General features: G+C 45.2%; 24 protein-coding genes and 1 riboswitch. Of the genes, 9 read left to right on the top strand and 15 right to left on the bottom strand.

Annotated features, from left to right (window positions below; translation table 11 throughout):
- Positions 1-2: 2 nt before the first annotated feature.
- The 4 genes from ilvD to ilvG form a co-directional block, all read right to left on the bottom strand.
- Positions 3-1,859, bottom strand: coding sequence for a dihydroxy-acid dehydratase (gene ilvD, locus EXT47_RS01080; protein WP_039494633.1), 1,857 nt, complete (start codon positions 1,857-1,859; stop codon positions 3-5).
- Between the two features lie 92 nt (positions 1,860-1,951).
- Entirely contained in the window at positions 1,952-2,875 is a 924-nt protein-coding gene (locus EXT47_RS01075) for a branched-chain amino acid transaminase (protein ID WP_010607766.1), read from the bottom strand.
- 20 nt (positions 2,876-2,895) lie between these two features.
- Positions 2,896-3,138, bottom strand: coding sequence for an acetolactate synthase 2 small subunit (gene ilvM, locus EXT47_RS01070; RefSeq protein WP_010376329.1), 243 nt, complete (start codon positions 3,136-3,138; stop codon positions 2,896-2,898).
- Positions 3,135-4,796, bottom strand: a complete 1,662-nt coding sequence (gene ilvG / locus EXT47_RS01065; protein WP_010607765.1) for an acetolactate synthase 2 catalytic subunit — start codon at positions 4,794-4,796, stop codon at positions 3,135-3,137. Before ilvG ends, ilvM begins: the two co-directional genes overlap by 4 nt.
- Positions 4,797-5,324: 528 nt before the next feature.
- Between ilvG and EXT47_RS01055 the strand changes: the two genes are divergently transcribed.
- Entirely contained in the window at positions 5,325-6,200 is an 876-nt protein-coding gene (locus EXT47_RS01055; RefSeq protein WP_039494637.1) for a TraB/GumN family protein, read from the top strand.
- A gap of 166 nt (positions 6,201-6,366) precedes the next feature.
- A complete protein-coding gene (locus EXT47_RS01050; RefSeq protein WP_039494639.1) occupies positions 6,367-6,984 on the top strand; it encodes a hypothetical protein in 618 nt (205 codons plus the stop codon).
- On the opposite strand, the gene EXT47_RS01045 is transcribed toward EXT47_RS01050, so the two are convergent.
- Positions 6,970-8,694 (bottom strand): response regulator, encoded by a 1,725-nt coding sequence (locus EXT47_RS01045; RefSeq protein WP_039494642.1) that lies wholly within the window; start codon positions 8,692-8,694, stop codon positions 6,970-6,972. The two genes, EXT47_RS01050 and EXT47_RS01045, sit on opposite strands and share 15 nt — an antisense overlap.
- A 142-nt stretch (positions 8,695-8,836) precedes the next feature.
- Positions 8,837-9,015, top strand: a riboswitch (Lysine riboswitch).
- Positions 9,016-9,130: 115 nt separating this feature from the next.
- Here EXT47_RS01045 and dapA point away from each other — a divergent pair.
- The 5 genes from dapA to EXT47_RS01020 all read left to right on the top strand — a co-directional run bounded on the left by dapA (position 9,131) and on the right by EXT47_RS01020 (position 14,322).
- Positions 9,131-10,015 (top strand): 4-hydroxy-tetrahydrodipicolinate synthase, encoded by an 885-nt coding sequence (gene dapA / locus EXT47_RS01040; protein ID WP_039494644.1) that lies wholly within the window; start codon positions 9,131-9,133, stop codon positions 10,013-10,015.
- A 10-nt stretch (positions 10,016-10,025) separates the two neighbouring features.
- Positions 10,026-10,766: a 2,3,4,5-tetrahydropyridine-2,6-dicarboxylate N-succinyltransferase gene (locus EXT47_RS01035; RefSeq protein ID WP_017219174.1), complete on the top strand. Its 741-nt coding sequence runs from the start codon at positions 10,026-10,028 to the stop codon at positions 10,764-10,766.
- Positions 10,766-11,971 carry a PLP-dependent decarboxylase gene (locus EXT47_RS01030; RefSeq protein ID WP_039494646.1) on the top strand — a complete coding sequence of 402 codons (1,206 nt, stop codon included), beginning with the start codon at positions 10,766-10,768 and terminating at the stop codon, positions 11,969-11,971. The genes EXT47_RS01035 and EXT47_RS01030 overlap by 1 nt, the downstream gene beginning before the upstream one ends.
- A 2-nt stretch (positions 11,972-11,973) precedes the next feature.
- Positions 11,974-13,086: a succinylglutamate desuccinylase/aspartoacylase family protein gene (locus tag EXT47_RS01025; protein ID WP_130125742.1), complete on the top strand. Its 1,113-nt coding sequence runs from the start codon at positions 11,974-11,976 to the stop codon at positions 13,084-13,086.
- 213 nt (positions 13,087-13,299) lie between these two features.
- A complete protein-coding gene (locus tag EXT47_RS01020; protein ID WP_130125741.1) occupies positions 13,300-14,322 on the top strand; it encodes a phospholipase A in 1,023 nt (340 codons plus the stop codon).
- 73 nt (positions 14,323-14,395) lie between these two features.
- On the opposite strand, the gene EXT47_RS01015 is transcribed toward EXT47_RS01020, so the two are convergent.
- A complete protein-coding gene (locus EXT47_RS01015) occupies positions 14,396-15,295 on the bottom strand; it encodes a bifunctional GNAT family N-acetyltransferase/hotdog fold thioesterase (RefSeq protein WP_039494651.1) in 900 nt (299 codons plus the stop codon).
- 173 nt (positions 15,296-15,468) lie between these two features.
- On the opposite strand from EXT47_RS01015, the gene EXT47_RS01010 reads away from it, so the two are divergent.
- Positions 15,469-16,158, top strand: a complete 690-nt coding sequence (locus EXT47_RS01010; RefSeq protein WP_039494652.1) for a spermidine synthase — start codon at positions 15,469-15,471, stop codon at positions 16,156-16,158.
- A gap of 33 nt (positions 16,159-16,191) precedes the next feature.
- Here the strand turns inward: EXT47_RS01010 and dtd are convergent, their stop codons facing one another.
- The 3 genes from dtd to EXT47_RS00995 are packed head-to-tail and all read right to left on the bottom strand — an operon-like array spanning position 16,192 to position 18,520.
- Positions 16,192-16,632 carry a D-aminoacyl-tRNA deacylase gene (gene dtd / locus EXT47_RS01005; RefSeq protein ID WP_039494655.1) on the bottom strand — a complete coding sequence of 147 codons (441 nt, stop codon included), beginning with the start codon at positions 16,630-16,632 and terminating at the stop codon, positions 16,192-16,194.
- A gap of 19 nt (positions 16,633-16,651) precedes the next feature.
- On the bottom strand, positions 16,652-17,596 hold the full coding sequence (locus EXT47_RS01000) for an alpha/beta fold hydrolase (protein WP_039494656.1): 945 nt from the start codon (positions 17,594-17,596) through the stop codon (positions 16,652-16,654).
- Between the two features lie 42 nt (positions 17,597-17,638).
- On the bottom strand, positions 17,639-18,520 hold the full coding sequence (locus tag EXT47_RS00995; protein ID WP_010607752.1) for a virulence factor BrkB family protein: 882 nt from the start codon (positions 18,518-18,520) through the stop codon (positions 17,639-17,641).
- A 157-nt stretch (positions 18,521-18,677) separates the two neighbouring features.
- On the opposite strand from EXT47_RS00995, the gene EXT47_RS00990 reads away from it, so the two are divergent.
- Positions 18,678-19,325, top strand: coding sequence for a DUF2959 domain-containing protein (locus EXT47_RS00990; RefSeq protein WP_010607751.1), 648 nt, complete (start codon positions 18,678-18,680; stop codon positions 19,323-19,325).
- Positions 19,326-19,410: 85 nt separating this feature from the next.
- Here EXT47_RS00990 and EXT47_RS00985 read toward each other — a convergent pair whose 3' ends face one another.
- The 6 genes from EXT47_RS00985 to EXT47_RS00960 all read right to left on the bottom strand — a co-directional run bounded on the left by EXT47_RS00985 (position 19,411) and on the right by EXT47_RS00960 (position 25,007).
- Positions 19,411-20,067: a hypothetical protein gene (locus EXT47_RS00985; protein ID WP_039494659.1), complete on the bottom strand. Its 657-nt coding sequence runs from the start codon at positions 20,065-20,067 to the stop codon at positions 19,411-19,413.
- Between the two features lie 300 nt (positions 20,068-20,367).
- Positions 20,368-21,027 (bottom strand): 3-oxoacid CoA-transferase subunit B, encoded by a 660-nt coding sequence (locus EXT47_RS00980; protein WP_039494660.1) that lies wholly within the window; start codon positions 21,025-21,027, stop codon positions 20,368-20,370.
- The gene (locus EXT47_RS00975) at positions 21,027-21,731 is read right to left on the bottom strand and encodes a CoA transferase subunit A (protein ID WP_130125757.1); all 705 of its coding nucleotides are present in this window, start codon (positions 21,729-21,731) and stop codon (positions 21,027-21,029) included. Before EXT47_RS00975 ends, EXT47_RS00980 begins: the two co-directional genes overlap by 1 nt.
- 8 nt (positions 21,732-21,739) lie before the next feature.
- A complete protein-coding gene (locus EXT47_RS00970; RefSeq protein WP_039494664.1) occupies positions 21,740-22,495 on the bottom strand; it encodes a 3-hydroxybutyrate dehydrogenase in 756 nt (251 codons plus the stop codon).
- A 13-nt stretch (positions 22,496-22,508) separates the two neighbouring features.
- Positions 22,509-23,687, bottom strand: coding sequence for a homoserine O-acetyltransferase (locus EXT47_RS00965; RefSeq protein WP_130125740.1), 1,179 nt, complete (start codon positions 23,685-23,687; stop codon positions 22,509-22,511).
- A 15-nt stretch (positions 23,688-23,702) separates the two neighbouring features.
- A complete protein-coding gene (locus EXT47_RS00960) occupies positions 23,703-25,007 on the bottom strand; it encodes a GntP family permease (protein ID WP_099031119.1) in 1,305 nt (434 codons plus the stop codon).
- Positions 25,008-25,083 lie beyond the last annotated feature (76 nt).

Raw genomic sequence — 25,083 nt, 5'->3', positions numbered from 1 at the left:
CGCTAGCCTAACTCCTCTAGTTTTTGTAAGTCACGTACCGCGCCTTTGTCTGCACTCGTTGCAAGCAGCGCATAGGCTTTGAGCGCGGGACTCACATAACGTTCTCTGTTAACTGGTTTGTACGCTTCTTTACCACGAGCGAGTTGCCTTTCATGGCGCAGCGCCAACTCGATGTCGTCCAGTTTAACGTCAATGCTGCGGTTATAGATATCGATAGCGACAACATCGCCGTTTTCAACCAGCGCCAGATTGCCGCCACTGGCAGCCTCTGGAGACGCATGGCCAATAGAAAGTCCAGAAGTACCGCCAGAAAAACGACCATCGGTAAGTAAAGCGCAGTCTTTATCTAGCCCCATCGATTTAAGATAGCTAGTTGGGTACAGCATTTCTTGCATACCCGGACCACCTTTAGGCCCTTCGTAGCGAATGATCACTACATCACCTTTCTTAACTTGGCCACCCAGTATCCCCTCGACGGCATCGTCTTGAGATTCAAATACTACAGCCGGCCCCGTAAAGCGCAGCATTTCATCGGCCACCCCGGCACTTTTCACGATACAACCATCAGGCGCTAAGTTACCTTTCAATACTGCAAGACCGCCATCTTGCCTAAAGGCATGCTCGATGGAGCGAATACAGCCGCCTTCACGGTCTAAATCAAGCTCATCCCAGCGATACTCTTGGCTCATAGCTTGGGTGGTGCGGATCCCAGCTGGCCCCGCGCGATAGAAAGTTTGTGCCCGCTCATTATCACGGTCTGCAGCATTCCAACGCGCAATAACTTCACCTAGATTTCCGCCAGCAACGTGCCCCACTGAAAGGTCCAACTTATCGCCTCTGGCCAGCTCGTTGAGAATGGCCATAATGCCGCCAGCACGGTGAACATCTTCAATGTGATATTGCTGTGTTGCCGGAGCAACTTTACACAAAAACGGTGTGCTACGAGATAAGCGGTCTATGTCATTCATATCAAAATCGACAAAGCCTTCTTGCGCTGCCGCCAATAAATGCAGCACGGTATTAGATGAACCGCCCATCGCGATATCTAATGTCATGGCGTTCATAAATGCGGCTTGGTTCGCAATGTTGCGTGGCAGCACTTGCTCATTGTCTTTACCATAGTACTCATCACATAAAGCCATGATGCGTTTTGCTGCGCCTAAATACAGCTGTTGGCGGTCTTTGTGTGTCGCAAGTGTCGTACCATTACCAGGCAACGCTAAGCCCAGTGCTTCTAATAGACAGTTCATCGAGTTGGCAGTAAACATGCCTGAACACGAACCACAAGTCGGACAAGCAGAGCGCTCAACTTGCTCGGAATCCTCATCACTCACGGTTGGATCTGCGCCTTTTACCATAGCGTCGACGAGATCCAATTTTAAATCGATATCCGCTAAACGAGTTTTTCCCGCTTCCATCGGGCCGCCGGAAACAAAGATCACCGGAATATTCAACCGCAGTGCAGCAAGTAGCATGCCTGGGGTGATTTTGTCGCAGTTAGAAATGCAGACCATGGCATCAGCACAATGAGCGTTAACCATGTACTCTACCGAATCTGCAATTAAGTCTCGAGACGGAAGCGAGTAAAGCATGCCGCCGTGACCCATAGCGATACCATCATCAATAGCAATGGTATTAAATTCGCGGGGTACGCCGCCTGCTTCTGTTATCGCATCAGCCATCAATGCGCTAAGTTGATTGAGGTGAACATGACCCGGAACAAATTGGGTATATGAATTCACGACCGCAACGATCGGTTTATGGAAATCACTGTCCGTCATTCCCGTTGCTCGCCACAATGCACGAGCACCCGCGCGTTGTCTGCCCTCAGTAGTTGTCTTGCTCCGTAATTTAGCCATGCTTCACCTTTTTCTCGGCTTTGCCGAGTTCCTCATTCCCACAATTTACAATGCGCTTTTGTTCGGGACGCTTGGCCCCGATTCCAATAAAATTATTCGTTTACGTATTCTAACCAGCCATTTTCGTCATCAGCTTGACCTTTAACCAAAGCGAAATAGGCCTGCTGTAACTCTTCCGTAATTGGACCTCTACCACCATTACCCACGGTAATCTTGTCTACGCTGCGAACAGGTACTACTTCCGCTGCGGTACCAACCATAAAGAACTCATCAGCAAGATAAAGCGCTTCACGAGCGATTGGCTCTTCACGTACTTCATAACCGCGTTTTTTTGCCAAATGGATGATAGTGTCGCGCGTAAGACCAGGTAGAATACAAGCTGTGGTTGGCGGGGTATAAAGCACGCCTTTTTTCACAACAAATAAGTTCTCACCAGCACCTTCGCTTAGGTAACCATTAACATCAAGTGCGATCCCTTCAACATAACCATTACGCTTCGCCTCACCTGAAATAAGCTGTGAAGATAAATAGTTACCACCCGCTTTAGCCGCGGTAGGCATGGTATTTGGTGCAAGGCGGCTCCAAGAAGAAACACACACATCAACACCTTGCGCTAAGCCTTCTTCACCAAGGTATGCACCCCATTCCATCGCAGCGACTGTCATGTCTGCACGGTGAGATTTCGGGTTTAAACCAAGACCTACATGACCCAAAAATGCAAATGGACGAAGGTAAGCATTGGTAAAGTCATTTGCGCGGATTGTCTCTTTACACGCTGCGATTACTTCCTCTTTGGTAAAAGGAATTTCCATACGGTAGATCTTCGCGGAATCAAAGAGGCGTTGAATATGATCGGTTAAGCGGAAAACAGCTGGACCATTTGGCGTATCGTAAGCACGGATCCCTTCAAAAACTGAGCTGCCATAATGTAAAGCATGGCTAAGCACATGGGTGGTCGCTTGAAAATAAGGAACCATTTCACCGTTATGCCAAATTACTTCTGATGTTTGTGTCATTGTTAACTACCTTAATTCTTCTAAATTGCCTGTTTCTGTAGTGTATGCAAGTCAACCGCTTGCACTTCTACTAGCTTACTCAGTTGTGAGGTTAATAAATAGATAGGTTTGTCACTATCTACGGTCATTTTGACGTGGAATAAGTCATCTTGACCTTGTAATTCCAAATTCGTTAAGCGAAATCCGCGATGTCTGGCTACGCGTAAAAAGCGCTCCACTGCGATGCTCTGTTGTTTTACTGCAACGGTTAAATGGTGTTTCATGAAAGGCTCTCCGTCATCATTTCATCATTGGCAGCACCAGGTGGAACAAGCGGCCATACGTTTTCTTTATCGTCGATACAAGCATGTAAAATATAGGGACCTTGCGCATTTACTATAGCGTCAACGGCGTCATCTACTTGGTTTGCATGAGTAATTGTCTGCCCAGGAATACCGAATACGGCAGCCAATGAGACAAAATCTGGATTGTCTGACAGGTCGGTTTCACTGTAACGACCGTCAAAAAAGAGTTGCTGCCACTGTCTCACCATACCCAGCCTCTGGTTGTCTAATATTAATATTTTAACTGGCAGGTTATTACGGCGGATGGTTGCCAACTCTTGAATATTCATCATGATGGATCCGTCGCCAGATACCGTGATCACTGTGTTATCTGGACGTGCTATCTGTGCACCAATTGCAGCTGGTAAGCCAAATCCCATCGTGCCTGCGCCGCCACTACTTAAGTGATTGCTTGGATGACTGAATTTCATGTGCTGCGCCACCCACATTTGATGTTGGCCTACATCGCAGCATACTACCGCTGTATTAGGCAGCTTTTGGCTCAGTTGATTTAACAAATACGGTGCAAATACTTTTTCACCAGGATAGTCATAACGCCACGCATGTTGACGTTGCAGTGCTTCGATGGTCTCTAGCCATTCGCTATTCGTAACCACACATTCAAGTTGCGGCAATGACTGTTTTAAGTCTGCAATAAGCGAAGCGGCGGCGGGTTTACGTTTACCCACTTCTGCAGGGTCGATATCTAAATGGATCACCTTTGCCCCTGCAGCAAACTTTGCCAAATTCCCCGTTACACGGTCATCAAATCGCGCCCCGATACATACCAACAAGTCACATTGCTGAACCGCCAGATTCGCCGCTTGAGTACCGTGCATACCCAGCATTCCTAAGTCATAATCATAATCCGGTGTTACGCTGCCCAAAGCTTTTAGCGTCGATACGGCCGGCATATGGGTCTTTTCTAAAAATTGCATCAGCTGTGACTGCGCATCGGCGCTTTGCACGCCGCCGCCAATGTAAGCAACAGGTCGTTTAGCATCGCATAATAATTGATTGGCTTTTGCTACTTCAGTTTGCGAAACCCTCGGCTGTTCGTCTTGTGGCGCAGCAAAAGGATGAAAAGGTACTTTAGCTAACTGGATATCTTTAGGAATATCGACCAACACCGGACCGGGTCGCCCAGACTGCGCTAAGTACATGGCTTCTTGTAATACCTCAGCCAAGTCTTCCGCTCGCTCAACCATGTAGCTGTGCTTGGTACATGACAAAGACATGCCCAGTACATCCACCTCTTGAAAGGCATCCGAACCGATAGCTGCGGTCGGCACTTGCCCAGTGATAGCCAGTAGCGGAACTGAATCCATCATGGCATCAGCAAGTGCGGTGATAAGGTTCGTCGCGCCGGGTCCAGAAGTGGCGAAACAAACCCCAAGCTTACCTGTACTGCGAGCATACCCAACAGCAGCAAAACCAGCACCTTGCTCATGGCGAGTCAAGTAGTGCTTAACTGGCGCACCATACAAAGCGTCATAAATGGGCATGATGGCACCACCTGGGTAACCAAATACGTGTTTAACGCCTTGCTCTTCTAGCACCTTGATAACAAGTTGTGCGCCGGTTGTTGAATTGCTCATGATCTGCTCTCAGTTGCCTTTTTTATGCCCTAAAACGAAAACGCCCCCCGAACCTTTTGGTGCGGGGGGCGTTTATGCTGATACTTTTCTTACAGCACTAACTAGCCCCCGCGGTAATAATAATCACCACGTTGATAATCACGACTAGTAGAGTTGCTGTTAGTAACATTGCTTGAATTCCGTAAATTTAAACTTGGCAATCATTCAGTGTAAGCACTGTGCTGCCTCTTTTTCTATTAATACCGCGCCTTGCACACTGAAGTCAACACAAAAAACTATGCTATTTAAAATTAAAAACCTGACTTTAACGCATAAAAAAACCAAAAATCCACAAACTAAAGAATTAAAACAACCACACATTTTAAAATGCGAATTTTCTATTGGTTCAGTTTCGATATAACGAAAAATTTACTTTCTCGATTTGCCAATATGAAATTTTTTCTACCACCTCAACGCACTTCATTTTTTAGTGACATTCACATTTCGATATCGCAGACTGACCCTTTAAAACCAACAGGGATCATTACTATGGTTAAAGTATTTTCACCATTGTTATTTATTTATCTTTGCTTAAGCCTTTTCAGTAATCTCGCCAACGCAGAAGTTGGCCTATGGAAAATAGAAAAGGACAACAAAACGTCGTACTTATTTGGTACCGTCCACGTCGGTGACAAACAAATGCATGGTTTACCGGCCAAGGTAAAAAGCGCCATTGCGAGCAGTGATAGAGTCATGGTTGAAGTGAACTTAGAGGCACTTTCTCCATTTGCGATCCAACAGCGCTCCATGCCATTTATGTTGTTAAAAAACAACCAAACACTAAAAGATCAGCTCTCTGCAGAAGTCTATCAGAAGCTACAAGATTACTTTTCCAAAAAGCAAATAGATATCGCCTTATTTGAACGCTACGCACCATGGGCCGTGATGGTAACTATGCTACAACTGGAATATCAAAAGCTCGGATTTACCGATACTAATGGCATCGATAAACAAGTAATAGCCTATGCAAACGAAAAGAAGATCCCAGTTGGTGAATTTGAAACCTTAGAATATCAGCTTGAAATGTTCAGTCAGCTGAGTATTCATAGTGACGCCATGCTCAAGGAAACATTTGCACAGATGTCTGATTTGAATACCTACTTCTTGGATCTAGTTTCCGCATGGCGAAGCGGCGATTTAGAAAAGTTATCACATTACTATCAGGTAAGTTTTTCGGATGATAAATACGGCAAATTAGCCGAGCAACTGATGATCATCGAACGCAATAATAACTGGGTGCAAGTGCTTAAAAAACAGCTCCCTAATGAATCAACGTTTATTGCCGTTGGTGCATTACATCTTGTTGAAAAATATGGCCTTGTTGAGCAACTTAAAAACAATGGTTATTCAGTCACCCGACTATAACGCTCAGCGTTATCTTGCTAAAAGGTAAGTAGTTTACTTTTTACTTTGTGGGCGTGTTAAACAGGTACTTCCATCAACACGCCCTAAAAAAATAAAAACCTTTTTAAACCTTTTCATTTTTATTTGCGACTTACCTTTCAAACACTCTCGTTGAAGGTAAAAAATAATGAAAAAGTTAGCGCTAGTTTTAGCATTAAGTGCAGCGGCAATGACTGCACAAGCAAAAGATTCAAAAACCATTACAGCATCATTCCCAAGCAATAGCCTAGCCGAGTTAGAAGTGGATATTGCCGTAGGTAAAATCGATCTACAAACTTACAACGGCAGCACCATAGAGGTCGAAATTTTGGTTGAACCTAAAGAGTCAGACAGTTGGTTTGGTAAACCAGATGTGAGTGAAGCTACCCTAAACAGCAACACATCAGGAGATAAATTATCACTCGAGATCAATTCGGATGATTATGAACTATCTTGGCAAGTTAAGGTGCCTGTTAATTTGGCCTTAGATGTTGAGGTTGGTGTTGGCAAAATTGATATTCAAGATCTTAATAACTCTGCTGATTTAGAGGTAGGCGTAGGAAAAATTAAAATTGAGACTACCGCCACCGATTTCAAAAAGGTGTCTTTAGATTCAGGTGTTGGTAAAACGGCAATATCAGGTTTTGGCAACGTAGAAACTTCCGAAAAGAGTATGGTTGGCTCGACAACAGACTATCGTGGTCAAGGCCAGTATTCCATCGATGCAGAAGTCGGGGTTGGAAATATTCGTTTAAGACGAGACTAAGTCTCCACACTCATTCAGTAATAGCACCACTTTGCTATGCAGCACATCCGGTTGCAACGGCTTATACAAATGAGCCGTTGCGCCAAGTGCGTAGACCTTATCCAAATCCTCAGCATTAGTATTTGCGGTCACGACCAAAATAGGCACGGTCGGATCGAGCACCCTCAAACGCTCAGTGGCTTCAAAGCCATCCATCACAGGCATATTTAAATCCATTAGCACGATATCAAACTTACCCACCTCATATACTTCAAGGGCACCTTCACCATGTTCGACATGCGTTACCTGCTTGGCTATGGGCTGAAGCATTTTTTCAATCACGCGCGCATTTAGTAAATTATCTTCCACCAGTAAAATGCGAGCTGACACCTGCTCCATTGTGCGAGCCAGCGTCTGTTGATTGTCAATTTCAATCGGGACTCTCAAGGTTGCTCTTGTACCGGTTGGCTCCCTCGCAATAAAATCTAATCGTCCTCCAAGCGCTGAGATGAGTAATCGGCAGCGCTTCAGCCCTAACTGCGTGCCTTGAAAATGCTCGCTATGCACAGCTTCTCGCAACTGCTGATAGTCGAACCCAGGCCCAGTATCTTCAACAACAAACTCTAAATATGGCGTATCTTCATCTACAACCAAATCCGCAAATACTTGAATGCTGCCACGCTCAGTAAATTTAATTGCGTTATTGACCAATTCACTGATCAACCAACCAACACGCTTACCATCACAATAACAAGTCACATCTAACTCATTACTCAACGCCAAATTAAAAGCGAGAGATTTCTTATGTGCGGTTAATTGAAAGGCAATACAGGCCGATTTTATTACTTCTCGCAACGCGACTTGATGACGCTCAATGACCACTTCTTGCTCGGAAAGGTTATTAAAGTCTTGAACCGAATAAAGTAATACATCCAATTGATTTGCTGCGCTTTTCACATGCTGTAATTGCTGGGTATCTTTGTTACTCAGATATTCATCTAAATACCCCTGAATGGCCTGCAATGGCGTTCTTAGCTCGTGACTGACACGCGCTAAAAATCGTGATTTTGAGTGTAGCGCATCATCGGCAAGCTTTCTTGCTGCCTCTAATTTATCAAGTGCTTCAGCAATCTCTCGCGCCATCGGGCGAAATATAAACTTGGCTTCGATAAACAATAACAGCAGTCCAAGCAGCCAAATCAACAGCTCTATTTTCCTCACCATCTCTGTTTTACTTCGCGCGTGCTGCTCAAATAGTGAAACGGCCTCGTTAAGATTGGGGAGTATATGCTGAGATGCAGTAAAGATTTGTTCCTCCAATTGAGGAGTTGGCTGCTGAAACTGAGACCTTGATAAAGTGACAAAAGTATTACTTTGCAAATCCAATTGCACTGGCTCTTGGTAGTAAAGCGCTGCAAGCGCCTCATTCAGATAAATAGCCTCCCTCCTCTCTGTTTTAGTTAAAAACTCATGATTACTTTCAAATTTATCAATGGCTTGACGAAGATTCTCACTGTCTCTTTTATCCTCTTGTGCACTGAAAAGCGCGATGCGCTGGGACAACATCCGCTGCATACCCGCAATATTAATTACGTGCGCGTCTTGGCTCTGCTGATACAGTAAATACTGCATAATCCCCATCGCCATCGACAGCAATATAGCCATAGCAAGTAATGCCCCGATATAACGATTTTTAACTTTATTTATTAACGACATATTTTTGTTTTTCATCTCATAGCATTGTCTCAGCTGCAATGTTAAGTGTAGTTAACAATCGTATTATTTACAGTCCGATGCTTGACACCTAGACGGCCAAAATGTTTCAATGCGTGTTCACCCTATTTAGATAGTTTGATGCCACGGCGTCAAATTAAGGGCTGGAAGAGGTGCGTTATTCAGGTAACTAAGTGAAGGAGAGCAAACTCCGTTGCAGCTTAGTGAGGGGAATATACGCCGAGAAATTGAGTTATTGTTTGCTAATACTCATTTCGGGCGACTGGGCTGAATCCCAGCGACTGTCACCAACATATTTGGTGGAGAGCTTCTGGTCTTAGAAAAATAAGGCCATTGGCTGCCTTATCCTTTTTAAGTCCATTGCTCTTCGAATTTTAACGGTTCGAAGTTTGGACACTCTCCTAACTCCGAACATGATTTAAGTTCGGTAGAGATGAAATCACAATTCAACTTATCTGACTATCCGTTGTGGACGGCTTTAGTAACGCCTTTTGATGCTGAAAATCAGGTTGATTTTGGCGCATTAACCACGCTTGTACGCGATCAAGAGCAAGCTCGTAACGGTATCCTTTTACTAGGCAGTACCGGCGAAGGCCTTGCGCTTACCCAACAAGAACAGCAACAAATCGTTGAGTTTGTTTGCCAGCTAGCCCCAAGCGTACCACTTATGGTTGCCGTTGGCGGCAGTAATCTTGAGCAGCAAACACAATGGGTGCGCTTTTGTAATACGCAGCCCATTCATGCGCTCTTACTTGGCTCACCAATCTACGCAAAGCCCGGCAAAGTTGGTCTGGCACATTGGTTTAGTACACTACTTAATGAGAGCCACAACCCTTGCATGCTCTACAATGTACCCGGTCGCAGTGCCGTTGCTATCGCCCCTGAACTACTCGGCGAGCTAGCTTGCCACCCTAATCTGTGGGCACTAAAAGAAGCCAGTGGTGATATTGCCACCTTTGAAGCATTTCGTCAGGCAGCGCCTGATGTCGCCATCTATAGCGGCGACGATGGCTTAATGCCCTACTTTGCACAAGCAGGTGCAACGGGTCTGGTGTCTGTTGCGGCAAACGCATGGCCACAGCAAACCGCAGAATTTGTAAGGCGCTCGTTAAGCGGCACCTCTCCTAATTTATTTACCATTTGGTCAGAAGCTGCAAATAGCTTATTTGCAGTGGCAAATCCCATACCAGTCAAAGTGTTAATGCACTTGCAAGGGAAGCTCACAAGTCCAAACTTGCGCCCGCCACTGACACATTTGGAACTCACCCATACCGATGCGATCACTCGCGCGAACAAAACGATTTTATCTTGGAACTAAGGCAGTAAACATGAGCTGGTTAACCCTACTAAACGATTTAGAAAATGGCACAGTACGTGCTGCAACACAGGATGAGCAAGGCCATTGGCATGCTAACGTAGAAGTAAAACAAGGGATCCTTGAAGCATTTAGAAATGGCGTAAATACGGAATTCCCAGGTGGATTTGTTGATAAAGATAACTTAGCACCACGCGGATTTGCTGCCCAAGATGGCGTTCGTATGGTTCCTGGCGGAAGCAGTGTAAGACGTGGTGCTTACGTCGCAGCCGGCACAATCATTATGCCACCGGCTTATGTCAACATTGGTGCCTATATTGATTCAGGTACTATGGTAGATAGTCATGCGTTGGTTGGTTCTTGCGCGCAAATTGGTAAAAATGTGCACCTTAGCGCAGCAGTGCAAGTGGGAGGTGTATTAGAACCGGTTGGAGCAAGTCCTGTTGTAGTTGAGGACGATGCCTTTATTGGTGCAGGCTGTGTATTGGTTGAAGGGGTTGTTGTTAAACGCGGTGCCGTATTAGCACCGGGTGTGCGCCTTTCAGCAAGTATTCCTGTCTATGACTGCGTGAACGAACGATTGCTTGACAAAGGTGAAGCCATCCCTGAAAACGCGATAGTGATCCCAGGCTCTCGTCCAGCCTCAAGTGAATGGGCACGCGCGCAAGGATTAAGTATGTCATGCGCACTTATCGTAAAATACCGTGATGAACAAAGTGATGCATCACTGGCGCTGGAAGAGGTTCTACGCTAATGACTTGGTTGAGCACGTCACAGCGAACTACAGCTGAGGCATTGAGCCAGCAACAAGATACGCCATTCTTTTGCTACGATTTAGATAAGCTAAGTGCGCATGTTAAGCCCTTAGTTGATCAGCAAATCGTTAAGCTTTGGTATGCCGTTAAAGCGAATCCATTATCAAAGATCATTCAAACCCTAGATAATGCAGGGTTTAACTTTGATGTGGCATCTAGCGGCGAGCTTGATCAGGTTTTATCTCAAGGGATCGCACCTGAACGCGTGCTCAACACCGGCCCTGCCAAATCGCTAAAGCAGATCCGCCATTTTGCCACACAAGGCGTACGTATTTTCGTGGCTGAAAGCCACAATCAAGTACGCTGGTTAAATCAAGTGGCTGAAGAGTTTGAGCTTCAATTTGAAGTTTTACTGCGGGTGCAATTACGCTTTGATAAAGCAGAGCACAATCCACTTGGTGGCAATACACTGACTCCTTTTGGTCTTGGCGCTGAGCAGTGGCAAGCCCTAACTTTAAGTGACTACACCCACCTAGACTTTGTCGGACTGCATATTTTCCAGTGGGGCAATATGCTCTGTAGCGATACACTCGCTGAACTTTGGCAGGCCATGGTTGCACCTTTAGTTCAGCTCGCTGCTGATTTAGGTATTACTCTAAAAGTGCTCGACTTAGGTGGTGGTCTTGGCATTCCCTATGATAGGCAAAGCCCTTCTCTTGATTGGCAGAAATTATTAGACGCGCTCGCATTAATAAAATCCGCCACGCAAGTGCAAGAGTTATGGATGGAATTAGGCCGCTATGCGGTTGGCGAATGTGGTTTTTATCTCAACCCTGTGGTGGAACAAAAACAAAACTATGGTGAACAACAACTGATCGTCGCAGGCGGTGTCAATCACCTGCTGCGTCCAGCCGTTACCGGACAAGCTTTCCCCGTTGAATTGTTACGCCAGTCTCAAGCTGAGACCACAGACTTTCATATTCATGGCCCACTTTGCACAGCATTGGATAAGTTAGGCACCCTAGCCTTACCAAGCGACAGTGCCGATGGCGATTGGCTTGTTTTCAGTCAGTGTGGCGCCTACGGCTACACCGAAAGTATGCCGTTCTTTTTATGTCATGAGCTCCCAGCTGAGTACATCATCTCAGCTGGAGAAATCAGCTGTGTCCGTGAAGCAGAGCCCGCTTCAAGTTATTTGAGGTAAACATGAATACCATTACACAACAACATATTCAGGTTGGTGAAATTGCCAACTGCTTGCCTTTAACTATTCCGGTCTATCGCATCAAAGGTGATGGCAGTGGGCCTAAGGTGTATATCCAAGCAAATATGCATGGCGCTGAAGTGCAAGGTAATGCAGTGATTTATCAACTGCTGGAACAGTTGAAGCAATTGTCATTAAAAGCGGACATCACTTTAGTGCCTTACGCAAACCCGATTGGTTGTAATCAGAAATCTGGTGAGTTTACCTTAGGTCGTTTCGATCCAATTACGGGCACGAATTGGAATCGGATGTACATCAACCATTCCGGGCTGGTTACCGAGTTTGTGGAGCAAAATCCGACGCTTTCAATTACAGAAATCACTCAGCAATTTCGCCAACGATTAGTTGAGCACACCCAAGCGCTACTTGATGGGCCCTTAGATAGGTTGACAACGGGTAAGCGCATCGCCTTGAATTTACAACGTCTAGCTCATGAAGCTGACATTGTTTTAGACCTTCACACGGGGCCAATTTCAGCAAAACACCTGTATTGTCCTGAGTATGCAAAAGGCAGCGCTCGATATTTTGATATTCCGCATGTGTTACTTATTCCAAGTGACTTTGATGGTGCAATGGATGAAGCAAGTTTTTGTCCATGGTGGAACTTGCAGCAAGCCTATCGGGCTATAGGCCGAGAGATCCCAGTATTAACCGAAGCGTTTACGGTTGAGCTTGGCTCTCAAGAAAAAATTGATTTAGCGGAAGCACTGGATGACGCTAATAGCATTTTGAGCTACCTGAACCATAAACAGGCCTTTCAAGATGCGCACTTTATGCCAAAAAATATCACCCGTTACGTCTGTCGACTAGAGAATTATCGCACCTTTTATGCACCAATGGGTGGCATGGTGGAATATACGGCAAAGCTTGGAGAGCATATCAAGGCAGGTCAGACCATTGCCAAAATTCTCAGAATGGATCGCTATTTATCAGAAACGCCCTTAAATGAGATCAAGTTGGACGAAGATGCCATCGCCATTTTGCATTTTGCCTCTGCTAGTGTGAATCAAGGCACTGAGCTTTATAATTTCTTTACTCAAGTTGAAACGCTTTAACTCGAGTACTTTTATTGCGTGAGAGTAAGTCAAAGCAAATAAGCTCTGCTTGTTTAGCTTAACACTTACTAAGGTATGGCGGCGATAGTCGCCACCTTTTTCTTATTCGACCGTATTTCGCTTTCTGACATTTTTGCCCTTCTAGATTCATTTCCCTTTCATTATCATTGGTTAATAATGTAATCAATTGTACTTACTCTCGGCGCACACAGGATGAAACTTACATACTTATCAATACCGGCTTTAGCCTTGCTTACCTTGCCACTTTACGCTCAAGAAGCCCAACAGGAAGATGAAATAGATTTAGTCAAACAGTGCGTGCTAAACGCGGTATTAACTGGAGATAAAGATAGAACCATAGAACAGGTCCGTACCGAATGTGCCGAGGCTGATGCAGATAAAACCTTAAGCCAATTAGATAAACGCATGGCGCGCGAACGTGTAACTGAAAAGAACCGTAATGTATTAACACCACATAAGCGTAACTATATTTTGCCAGTTTCTTATATGACCAACGTCAACAGTAGACCATTCGACGGTCTAAAAGCCATTGACGATGAAGACGGCGAGCCAATCGACAACTTTGAAGCCAAATACCAAATCTCGTTAAAAGCGCCTATTTATAAAAACTTTTCGGATAAAGATCAGGCAATCTATTTTGCTTTTACGCTGCAATCGTATTGGCAGCTGTATAACAAAGATGTGTCTTCGCCATTTCGTGAAACCAACTATGAACCAGAAATCTTTTGGATTAACTTTTTAGATGATGAAAACGTGCTGTGGGGCGATGAGATGGCCTTTGTACTTGGGATTTCCCACCAATCTAACGGTCGCAGTCAACCAAACTCCCGCTCTTGGAATCGTATCTATGCGAATTTTATCTGGGAAAACCGAGGCTTTGTATTCAGCTTTAAACCTTGGTATCGCTTACCCGAAGACGACAAAGAAGATGCCTTGGATCCACGCGGAGACGACAATCCAAACATCGATGAGTACTTAGGTCACTTCGAGTTTAGTGGGGTATATCGCCACGAGGAGCATGAGTTTGGCTTTATGTGGCGCAATAACTTAAACAGTGATAATCGCGGTGCAATTCAGCTAGACTGGTCATTCCCGATTTGGGGCAGGCTGCGCGGCTACGCACAATACTTTAATGGTTACGGCGAAAGCTTAATAGACTACAACACACATACCCAAAGGCTTGGTATTGGCGTGTTGCTCACTGATATTCTTTAAGCGCATTCGAATACAAAAAAAGCTCTGAACACTCAGAGCTTTTTCGTTTGGAAAGCTGAGAATAATTCTCTACTTATTGCGGTTTAACCACCACAAACTGTCCCTCAAATTTAGCAACTAGCATGTCGCCATCATAGACATTCACTGGCACCACATACTTTGCTTTGCCAGCCGTCTCTAGCGCTTGTAATTCACCTTCACAGTCCGCAATGGTAACTGTTGCCGCTGGTGCCGTGGTTAAAGGCTTTAGATATTTAATATTAGCGTCAGCCAGCACAATATCTCCCTCTAACCCAAGCTCTTTAAGTGCTAAATAAGTCGCCCCCCAGCCCGTTAGCGTCGCCATGCTATATATAGAGCCTGCAAACATCGAGTTGTGTAAGTTGAGGTTCGCTTTTAAGTCAGCCTTAGTGGAAAACTGCCAATCTGTATAGCTTTCTACTTTAATCCCCATCGCATCACTGATTGGAATAGACTCTCGCCAAGTATTTTGTAATACATGGGTCCAATCTGGCTGCCTGAACCAGCCCGGCTCCGTAGGACGTTGTTTTACCATCTTCCAGTGCTGCACATCGCCATAGGCTAAGTGTGCTTTTTCAACCACTTCATAACCATGGCGTTCGTAAAATGATAACGCGCGCTCACGAGCATACAAAACCAACTCTTCTGCTTTTTGCGTCCAAGCAATAATCTCAAGCTCATGTAGCAAACGGCTACCTAAGTGATGACCTCGATGCCCTTCTGCAACGGCCATATAGCGTACTTGTGCTTGCTTATGATTGTTAAAATGGAGCCTAGCTACGCCTAGCACTTCACCATCATTATTTTTAATGTAGCGATGTTCAGCTTCTTGTTCTAAATCATCCTGTTCGCTGCCACGAGGTTGATCCCATGGCGCTCTTAACACCTGCCAGCGTAACTGGTAATAGGCTTGCCAATCTTCGCTGCTTTGTGGTGAAGTTACCTCAAACATCACTGACTCCTGTTTTGTTATTAGCCTGTTAAATGACTTTGAATCTAGTACGGATACACCCTACAAGATAAGCTCAGTGTAGGGAATAAAATGCGCCAAAACACTTATCCTTTAGTGTAAAAACTGGTGGACAAGCTGGCATTCACAAAATCCTCGTCTATGATGATGTTATCATGGGAGAATTTATTACGCATTCAGGCACTATCAGCAACGATTTTGTGGACCGGAGCCACCAACTAGGACACTTGCTATATTGGCATAAACAAGGCAGAAATAGCATCCAAGTGCGGCAAGAGAAATCGTTGAGATGGCTTCTGATAAACAACACATTACAATCCGTTGTGGAGTTAAACCACCCGGAGCACTTGTTATTTCCTCATTTAAAAACATTCGCGAGTCGCTGGCAGCAAGTCACCCCGCCAACCAGCGTACTAGAGCTGGGTCTTGGCGCAGGTGCCATCCGTGATTACCTCAATGCCACTTATCCAAGTTGTCACATTACCACCATAGATAACAACCCAGATGTGATCCATTGTTACAAACGCTACTTTGGTGGCGACCCTTTGTGCGATGTTAATTGTGTTGATGTATTTAAAGCCTTGCAACAAGGCAAACGCTACGATTGGATTGTGCTCGATTTATTTAGCGAACTTGAGCCTCCCATCTTCTTATTTCAGCACCAGTTTTATCGTCTACTCAGAGCTGCTATTAATGATGGAGGCCGACTGTATATCAACTTTTTGACTGAGCATGAGTCGCAGCTCAAGCAACTTCAACACTTATTAATTACCAACTTTGGTAAAAAGCCCTTTATCGAAAAGGTACCGGACTACGCCAATATGATTATCGAAGTTAAACGCTAGCATTTGTTGATCTTAGATTTTTACGTCAAAGCACTATTCTATACTAAAGTTAAAAGTCACAGGGCCGTCATTCAGTAAACTCACCTTCATATCCGCAGCAAATTGTCCTGTCGCGACTTTCAACCCTGCGGCCTTGGCTTGAGCCACAAAGTATTCGTAGAGTGTCTTCGCTTGCTCAGGCGTTCCTGCGCTCGAAAAGCTTGGCCTCATGCCTTTTTTGGTGTCTGCCGCCAAGGTGAATTGCGATACAACTAATAGTTCGCCTTCAATGTCTTTTAAACTTAAATTCATTTTCCCCTTGTCGTCAGTAAAAATACGGTAGTTACTAACCTTGTGCAGTAACTTATCCGCCGTTTGCTCGGTATCCGACTTTTCAACGCCTAATAGTAACAATATCCCCTTATCGATTTGACCAACAACCTCACCTTCAACTTCTACCTTTGCTTCGCTGACCCTTTGAATTAGTCCTTGCACTACCTACCTCTTGTGACTGCTAATGATGCTGAATTTTGCACAGTAATAGATCAGCCGCTCGCCTTATTGCTTCTGCGTAAACGGGGTTAGCACAACAATGCCCAACCCCATTTAAAATCAGCAACTGCGCCTTAATGCTTTGTGCTAACTGATGAACTGGTGCGTATCGACACATTAAATCATGCCGACTGTGAATAAACCAGATAGGTAAGTGATTGAGCTGATGTGCATCTGCTGTAATTTGCTGTGTTTTGATAAAGCACTGGTGACTAAAAAAATGCACCATATGCTGTGCTTTACTGAGCTGTTTGTCTGCTTTGCAGAGCCTAATACCTTGTGTATCGCTATCTGTTGTGATCAGGTTATCCCACTCACACCAGCGCTGTGCCGCTTTTCTTTTGAGTAATTCATCCTCGCCAAAGAGTGCCGAATGATAATGGTCTAGCAAGGATTCCACAGTTTGTGCACCTTGTGCAAAGGCAAGATACTGCTCTGGATAAATTTGCGCGGGGGCACCTTGGCTACCATAAAGCCAATGAAGATCCGCCTCATTGCCCAAAAAACTCGACCACAACACCATCCCCAAGACATCTTCACGATGTTGCTCAGCATAAAGAAGTGCCAGCATGGCACCGAAAGATTCCCCAGCGAGTACAGCCTTTTGCAGTCCTAAATGCGCACGAATGGAGTGAATATCTTTTAGCAGGTTCGCGGTATTTATATTACCAAAGTCAGTAGGGGTTGAATTGCCACAGCCTCGCTGACTAAACAGGATAATGCGGTATTTTTGCGGATTGAAATAACCGAGTACATTACGAGAATGGCCCTGACCTGGGCCACCATGCAGCATGATAAGTGGTGTGCCATCACTACAGCCATATTCCTCTATGCCCAATTGATGTCCTTCACCTACCGCGAGATGAAAGCGACGCAATGCATCGCCATGTTGATACAATAAGCTCATAACTCCCCCTTGGGGGCTTAAGCTAACCGTTATCGGTAAAAGCTAAAGTCCCTGCGCGTCTGGTGGGTCAAACTCCGAGCTTGTATCTAATCCTGCGGCTTCCATATCTTGGGTTAAGCACACAGTAAACTCCGCACCTAACAACACCACTATCCAAGATAAATATACCCAAACAAAAAGAATAGGTACTGTCGCAAGCGCCCCATAGATAACTTCGTATGAGGGAAAATGGCTAATGTATAATGCAAAGCCTTTTTTCGTTAGCTCAAATAACAAAGCTGCAAACAAAGCACCCGGAACCGCAGCTCGAAATGACACACTGGTATTTGGTACTAAAGTATAGAGCATGATGAAGCCAACCATAGAAATTAAATAGGGCAACATCTTAATTAGTGCACCACTAAACCCTGGGATCCCTTGATCGGCAAATGTCACTAAAGAAACGATATAAGATGTCATACCAATACTCGCGCCCAATAGCACAGGGCCAAGCGTGAGCACCATCCAATAAATCGCAAACGAAATCATCAATGGACGTTTTTGCTTAACTCGCCAAATTCGGTTGAGTGTGGTGTCAACATTACGAATAAGTAATAAAGCCACGACGGCCAAAAAACTCACCCCCACAGCTGTCATCTTATTCGCATTGCCAGTAAACGCACTGATGTGCTCTTTAATGGTGTCCGTCGATGTTGGCACAAAGTTATTGAACACAAAGTTTTCAATTGCAAAACGCGTATCTTCAAATCCAGGAAACGCCGAAAAAATTGCTACACCCACCGCAACTAAAGGGACCAACGATAACAGTGTGACATACGCTAAATAGCCCGCGTTGACCGTGATCTGGTCCTCAATACAACGCTTACTATAGCGACGCCACCAGCTAGGCTGAGAATGTAAGAATCGCAGTGCTACGACCTTCATTTCGGTTATTCTTTGCATCATAATCAAGTTAATATTCATGGATGACTTTACACATCATAACAATCCCCGCCATAATTTATAGCGTTAAATAGTAATATATAACGACGGTCACATGGCCACTTACTGATTATTGACCTTCTAGAGCCCGGGAGTGCAAATGAAGAAACTCACCTTAAGCGCAGTGTTACTTTTACTTGTTACTGGCTGCCAAAGTGCCTATTACGCCACCATGGAAAAGTTTGGTGTGCATAAACGCGAGATATTGGTTGATCGTGTCGAAGAAACAAAGGAGTCCCAAGAGGAATCACAAAAAGAGTTTCAATCGGCATTAGAAAGGCTCACCACCTTAATTAATTTTAACGGTGGTGAATTACAAGAAGCCTATAACCTGCTTAACGATGACTATCAATCATCCCTTGCCGCCGCAGCTGAAGTAAGTAGCAACATAGACAAAGTGGAAGACGTGGCAAACGCACTATTTGACGAGTGGCAAGATGAACTTGAGCAATATTCGAGTGCAAACCTAAAACGCGAGAGTGCTAAGCAATTAAGTCAAACACAGCGCCAATTTGAACGCTTACTTCGCTCAATGCGCAGCAGTGAAGCCAAAATGCAGCCCGTGCTCGACTCACTACAAGATAATGTGCTGTACCTTAAGCACAACCTAAATGCACAAGCGGTAAGCGCTATTAAAGGTGAGTTTACGGGGTTAAAGCGTGATATTAGCGCCCTAATCGCAGATATGAACCGCTCTATTGAAGATTCGAACAAGTTTATTGCTGAGATGAATGCACGTAGCGCGTAACAGATAGCATCAGCGAGGAGAAATCTCACGATATCAGGGAGTTGCTTCCTGATATCGTGGTCATTTTGTGTGTAAAACCAGACGCTTAACCTTTATTGATAAGATCTTCAATGATGCCATTCATTTCCATTGGCATTTGCGCCAATACAGCATCATATCCATCAGCCAATACCAAGTCTTTTTCTATGTAAGAAACCACCGCTTGATTCTCCAGATCGATGATCCCGCCAAATGCCGTTACACGATTTACGCCCGGTACTGGGATCCCACCAGAACTATCAACATGCAGTACGATCACTCTGTTAAAGTTAAACCCTTTATCCTTGATCACTCCTGTCGACTTTAGCGTCTTAGTCAGCTTTTGTATTGCACCGGTAAGATCATCTGCAATGCGCTTAGCCGAACCTGTAAGCGCATAATTTCCTTGATTAACATGCCTACGCATGTTTTCGCCCACAGTCCAAGACAAGTTACCAACCACATCATATAACTGTTGGCTTGAAACAACAGACGCACCATGTTTTCCCGTTACGCCAGCGGTAATTGCTAAACCCACTTCACGGTCGTTTCCTGGAACACCATGCAGCGAAACCGGGAATATCAATACAGGTTGTTGAGCTGAGAGTATGATTGGAAATTCATATGCCGTATTTTGTTTAACCTCAGTAGAAGTAGAGACACAAGCAGTCAAAGAAATAGTAAATAGAGAGGCTAGTGCTAAACGCACGATATTTTTTGTCATTATATAGTTCCTTTACGTGATTATTAACTCCCGACAACCCAGCTGAGAGCGCGTTGAAACGCGGCGCAAATTATGTGACAAATCGTAACCACAATCAATAATAAAGTACTAGATAAAAGTGCATTTTCTTCATACTAAGCAGCTTAGGGATAATTAAGGAAAAAATAGGATTTTTAGATAACTGAGAAGATATGTTGGTTACAAGCCACCTTGTGACAGCAGCGCAGAATAACAAATGTAGCGCAGCTCGCGATACAGCCAACTGCGTGCATAGTGTGGTAACTCAGCTTTAGTGCAATCCTAGCTAAATACCATCTCCGGTACGTCATCAGGGCAAATCAATATGCCTGCGGTTTTCGCTTGTATTTCCGAGGCGCTAACACCTGGAGCTCGCTCAAGTAAATGAAACGCGCCACCTTTGACTTCAAGCAGCGCAAGATCGGTTACTATCTTATTGATACAGTTTACGCCGGTGAGCGGTAAACTGCAGTGCTGTAGCAGCTTGGACTCGCCTTGTTTATTCGCATGCGTCATGGTGCAAATTATATTTTTAGCCCCAGCGACAAGATCCATCGCGCCACCCATGCCCTTGATAAGCTTACCTGGGATCATCCAGCTGGCAAGATTACCTTGCTGATCTACTTCAAAAGCGCCAAGCACCGTCAGGTCCACATGACCGCCACGGATCATTGCAAAGCTTTCTGCAGAACTAAAAATGGCAGCTCCCGTGCGGGCCGTAACGGTTTCCTTACCCGCATTGATCATATCCGCATCCACTTCCTGCTCGGTTGGATAAGCGCCCATGCCTAATAAGCCGTTTTCCGATTGCAGCATCACATCCATGCCCTGTGGTACATAATTGGCCACCAGCGTGGGGATCCCAATGCCAAGATTGACATAAAACCCATCTCTTAATTCCTGTGCCACTCGCATGGCCATTTGCTCTCTGGTTAATGCCATTATGCTTGCTCCTTCACAGTACGTTTTTCGATGCGTTTTTCAAACTGTCCTAAAATCACTCTATCGATATAAATTCCAGGGGTATGAATTTGGCTCGGTTCGATTTCGCCGGGATCTACAATTTCTTCCACTTCAGCGACGGTAATTTTTCCAGCTGTTGCAGCCATTGGATTAAAGTTCATGGCGGTGTGGCGATAAACACAATTGCCAAAACGATCTGCTTTCCACGCTTTTACAATGGCAAAGTCTCCCGTAATACTAGGCTCTAAAATATATTCTCTATCACCAAACGTTTTTACCTCTTTGCCCTCAGCGACGGGTGTACCAACGCCTGTTGCGGTATAAAAAGCGGGGATCCCAGCTCCACCTGCGCGCATCTTTTCTGCAAGTGTCCCTTGTGGAGTTAATTCAACTTCCAATACACCGCTCAATAACTGCTGCTCAAACAAGGCGTTTTCTCCCACGTAGGAAGCCACCATTTTGCGGATCTGCTTATCCTCAAGCAAAATCCCTAAACCAAACCCGTCTACTCCGCAGTTATTAGAAACCACGGTTAAGTCCTTTGTGCCCATGTGGCGTATTTGGCTTATCAAACCTTCAGGGATGCCGCACAAACCAAAGCCCCCGGCAATCACGGTCATGCCATCGCAAAGTCCTGCCATTGCTTCTTCGTAGCTTACGACTACCTTATCAAATCCAGCCATCATTCCTCCTATTGCACTGTCCAGCCGCCATCCAGCACAATGGCTTGGCCAGTAATGTTGCGTGACTCATTTGCGAGTAAAAAATTGACAGCATGAGCAATCTCATCCAACCCTATAAACGCCTTTTTCGGCATTGGCGCCAACATAATATTGTTTATCACTTCATCTTCACTGATCCCATGCTGTTTCGCTTGCGCGGTAATTTGCTGTTCTACCAATGGGGTTTTTACATAAGCGGGGCAAATAGTGTTCACGGTGATATCGCAGTCTGCGGTTTCCAGCGCCAATACTTTGCCAAATCCCATCAACCCATGTTTTGCAGCGACATAAGCAGACTTATACTTAGAAGCGACTAGAGCGTGGATAGAACCAATATTGACGATGCGACCAAAGCCTCCTCTGCGCATATGCGGCAATACTGCCTTACACAACATGGCCGGGCCTGTTAGCATCACATCTTGCAGCAATTGCCATTTATCTTCTGGGTAATGCTCTAGTGCTTCAACATGTTGCACGCCTGCGTTATTGATAAGCACATCAATGTTATCGTGCTGACGGACAAAGTCAGCGATGTCTTGCTTATTAGCGATATTGAGCGCAAACGCTTGTGCATTTCCTCCGTCACTGACGATAGATTCGGCTACCGTCTGTGCTTGCGCTAAGTTCAAATCTACGAGCAATAAGCTGTAACCTTGTTTGCTCAGGGCCATCGCGATATAGCGACCAATGCCACTTGCTGCCCCTGTGATCAACGCCGTCTTCATCGTCACTCCTTGATTATTTTGCTAAGAACTGAGCAATAGTGTCAGCCTGTGATTGAATTGAAAAAATACCGTCTAAATGTCCCCAAACGCCTTCTATCTCTGTGATCTGCACATTTTTATTCTTGGCTTTTAGGGTTTCTGCTAACTTACGAATGGGCTCTGGCCTTAATAACAAGTCATTGCTTGCAGGCATCAACAAAATCTTTGCTGTGATTTTATCAATAGCACTATCAAAATTACCTTGCATGCCTGCGGTGTATAATTGCGAGGCGCGGACTAAATACAAGATTGAATTCGCATCTTGCGTTTCTGCCCTCGCTCGTGCGCGCGTGGCTAGCGTTTGACTGAGTTTAGGAAGCTGACGAATATCTTGTTTTGCTTTGGGATCAAGCACAATAAAGTCTGGAAAACTGGCGTTGTAAATAGCGGGGTGCATCGCGTCTTGCGTAATATTAAGCATCGTGGCTGTGAGTCCAGCAAGCGGCCTTTCCCCGTCGTAGTAGTCCCCGCCCTGCCAATTTGGATCAAGTCGGATAGGTAAAGCCCATTTCTCTAACGCCGCAACGGTCCAAGCATCCATCTTTGCAGCGCCAATCACGTGAATTAAACGTGACACTTTTTCGGGATAGCGCACCGACCATTCTAACGCTTGGAAAGATCCCATAGACGCGCCCATCACCGCATGTAGTTTGTCGATACCTAAGCTATCCAATAGTTGCTTTTGTACTTCAACAAAATCACCTATGGTCACCACGGGAAAATCCAAGCCGTAAGGTTTGCCCGTTTTCGGATTAATAGACGCCGGGCCCGTCGTGATCACATCTTTACTATGCCAGTTTGCATTGACCAAAGTATCTGCGCTTATCACAAAGTACTTGTTAGTATCTATCGCTTTACCCGGGCCGATAATGGCATCCCAGTAACCCGCCAATACGTCAGACTCTCGATACTTACCCGCAGCGTGAGATGTGCCAGAAAAGAAATGCGTGATCAAAATTGCATTGCTTTTGTCGGCATTTAATTTGCCATAGCTTTCCCAGCCTACCTTAACGTCAGGAATGCTGACTCCAGACTCTGTAGTAAAATGCGCGAGTGTAAATGCCCGCTTTTCAACCAGCATAGGTTTGTTTGTCTCACTGCCATAGACAATATTGCTGGCAACGAACAAAAGTAACAGGAAAATCCGCTTCATTGCTGTATCTCTCCGTTAAAATAAGATGAATAGGGTTAATGCGAGGGCAACGCCCACCAGCGGTACGACCGCAGTCAACGCAGCCATGGACCAGTATGCTCGTTGATGTGTTTCTTTACAGATGGCGCGAATGGTTGTGACCACATAACCGTTGTGCGGTAAGGTATCCAAAGCGCCTGAGCTAATAGCGACAACACGATGTAATTGTTCTGGATTGACACCCGCATCGATGTAGTGCGGTGCCACTAAAGGTAACGCAATGGCTTGCCCACCGGATGCCGAACCAGTTAAACCGGCTATTACACTTACCGCCACAGCGGCGCCAAGTAGCTCATTACCCGGCATCTGTGTCATCATTTCGACCGCTAATTGAAATGCCTCGGTGTTTTTTGCTACCGCACCAAAACCCACTACCGCACTGGTATTACCGATAGCAACTAGCGCACCTGTTGTACCTAAGTTAATTGCGGCCCCCATGTTGTGAAAATGCTTAAAGTTAATCGCGACAATACTGAGTACACCGCCAAGTAGAGCTACAATGAGTGCACTTTGCTGCAACACATCATGAAGTGTAAAAGATAAAATCAACACCACGATTAGAGGCAGTACGCCAGTGATTGGATGAGGGTAGTTACGTTCATGGATTTCAGGGTCGTCTTCTTTCGCCTCAAAGTGCTCACCATTTGCCACCGCTTTAGCTATCATCTTTTTCAACCACCAATAGCCAGTAATAGCCATAAATGTGGCAACCACTAGACTGACTTCCCAAGCCGCATAAGGCGACGTACCTAAATATTTTATTGGGATCCAGTTTTGGATTTCAGGGGAGCCTGCCGAAGTCATGGTAAAGGTGACTGAGCCGAAAGCCAGAGTTGCGGGAATAAAGCGCCTTGGTAAATTGGCATCTTTAAATAAGCTAAGCGCCATAGGGTAGACAGAGAAAGCTACAATAAAAACACTGACGCCGCCATACGTTAACACAGCACAGGCAATCACCACCGCTAATACCGCATGTTTCATACCTAACTTGTCGACAATATAGCGTGCCACACTGTCGGCAGCACCGCTATCTTCCATGAACTTACCGAACAAAGAGCCAAGCAAGAACATGAAAAACCAAGCACTCAAAAAGCCAGCAAAGCCATCCATATAAAGTGTAAGAAAGCTGCTCTCTACAGCTTCTGTGGGAAATAGCGCAACGCCACTCGTTAATGCGACCAATAAAGCGCACAGTGGAGCTGCGATAAACAAGTTTACGCCACGGAGAGTTAGCCAAATAAGCAGGCCAAGTCCTCCTGCCAGTCCAAGCATACTGAGCATAAGGGCTTCCTTTTATTGTTATTAATGCCCGTTATAAGTTGATGTGTTGGGCATACTGTTGATGAATATCAGTGTG

Origin of the sequence: Pseudoalteromonas sp. CO342X, assembly GCF_004208915.1 — a bacterium.
Taxonomy (GTDB): domain Bacteria; phylum Pseudomonadota; class Gammaproteobacteria; order Enterobacterales; family Alteromonadaceae; genus Pseudoalteromonas; species Pseudoalteromonas maricaloris.
Note: the sequence above shows the minus strand (reverse complement) of the source record. Positions and strands in the feature narration are given on the sequence as shown.

Bases quoted from the DNA above. Each gene is read 5' to 3' on its own strand.
- EXT47_RS01030 (WP_039494646.1), top strand. From the start codon at position 10,766: ATGACTTGGTTGAGCACGTCACAGCGAACTACAGCTGAGGCATTGAGC.
- EXT47_RS00975 (WP_130125757.1), bottom strand. From the start codon at position 21,731: ATGGCTGGATTTGATAAGGTAGTCGTAAGCTACGAAGAAGCAATGGCA.
- EXT47_RS00965 (WP_130125740.1), bottom strand. From the start codon at position 23,687: ATGAAGCGGATTTTCCTGTTACTTTTGTTCGTTGCCAGCAATATTGTC.
- EXT47_RS01000 (WP_039494656.1), bottom strand. From the start codon at position 17,596: ATGAGCTTATTGTATCAACATGGCGATGCATTGCGTCGCTTTCATCTC.
- EXT47_RS01045 (WP_039494642.1), bottom strand. From the start codon at position 8,694: ATGAAAAACAAAAATATGTCGTTAATAAATAAAGTTAAAAATCGTTAT.
- EXT47_RS00985 (WP_039494659.1), bottom strand. From the start codon at position 20,067: ATGACAAAAAATATCGTGCGTTTAGCACTAGCCTCTCTATTTACTATT.
- ilvD (WP_039494633.1), bottom strand. From the start codon at position 1,859: ATGGCTAAATTACGGAGCAAGACAACTACTGAGGGCAGACAACGCGCG.
- EXT47_RS00960 (WP_099031119.1), bottom strand. From the start codon at position 25,007: ATGCTCAGTATGCTTGGACTGGCAGGAGGACTTGGCCTGCTTATTTGG.
- EXT47_RS01075 (WP_010607766.1), bottom strand. From the start codon at position 2,875: ATGACACAAACATCAGAAGTAATTTGGCATAACGGTGAAATGGTTCCT.
- EXT47_RS01015 (WP_039494651.1), bottom strand. From the start codon at position 15,295: ATGTTTGAGGTAACTTCACCACAAAGCAGCGAAGATTGGCAAGCCTAT.
- ilvG (WP_010607765.1), bottom strand. From the start codon at position 4,796: ATGAGCAATTCAACAACCGGCGCACAACTTGTTATCAAGGTGCTAGAA.
- EXT47_RS00970 (WP_039494664.1), bottom strand. From the start codon at position 22,495: ATGAAGACGGCGTTGATCACAGGGGCAGCAAGTGGCATTGGTCGCTAT.
- EXT47_RS00980 (WP_039494660.1), bottom strand. From the start codon at position 21,027: ATGGCATTAACCAGAGAGCAAATGGCCATGCGAGTGGCACAGGAATTA.
- dapA (WP_039494644.1), top strand. From the start codon at position 9,131: ATGAAATCACAATTCAACTTATCTGACTATCCGTTGTGGACGGCTTTA.
- EXT47_RS01050 (WP_039494639.1), top strand. From the start codon at position 6,367: ATGAAAAAGTTAGCGCTAGTTTTAGCATTAAGTGCAGCGGCAATGACT.
- EXT47_RS00990 (WP_010607751.1), top strand. From the start codon at position 18,678: ATGAAGAAACTCACCTTAAGCGCAGTGTTACTTTTACTTGTTACTGGC.
- EXT47_RS01055 (WP_039494637.1), top strand. From the start codon at position 5,325: ATGGTTAAAGTATTTTCACCATTGTTATTTATTTATCTTTGCTTAAGC.
- ilvM (WP_010376329.1), bottom strand. From the start codon at position 3,138: ATGAAACACCATTTAACCGTTGCAGTAAAACAACAGAGCATCGCAGTG.
- EXT47_RS01020 (WP_130125741.1), top strand. From the start codon at position 13,300: ATGAAACTTACATACTTATCAATACCGGCTTTAGCCTTGCTTACCTTG.
- EXT47_RS01025 (WP_130125742.1), top strand. From the start codon at position 11,974: ATGAATACCATTACACAACAACATATTCAGGTTGGTGAAATTGCCAAC.
- EXT47_RS01035 (WP_017219174.1), top strand. From the start codon at position 10,026: ATGAGCTGGTTAACCCTACTAAACGATTTAGAAAATGGCACAGTACGT.
- EXT47_RS00995 (WP_010607752.1), bottom strand. From the start codon at position 18,520: ATGAAGGTCGTAGCACTGCGATTCTTACATTCTCAGCCTAGCTGGTGG.
- EXT47_RS01010 (WP_039494652.1), top strand. From the start codon at position 15,469: ATGGGAGAATTTATTACGCATTCAGGCACTATCAGCAACGATTTTGTG.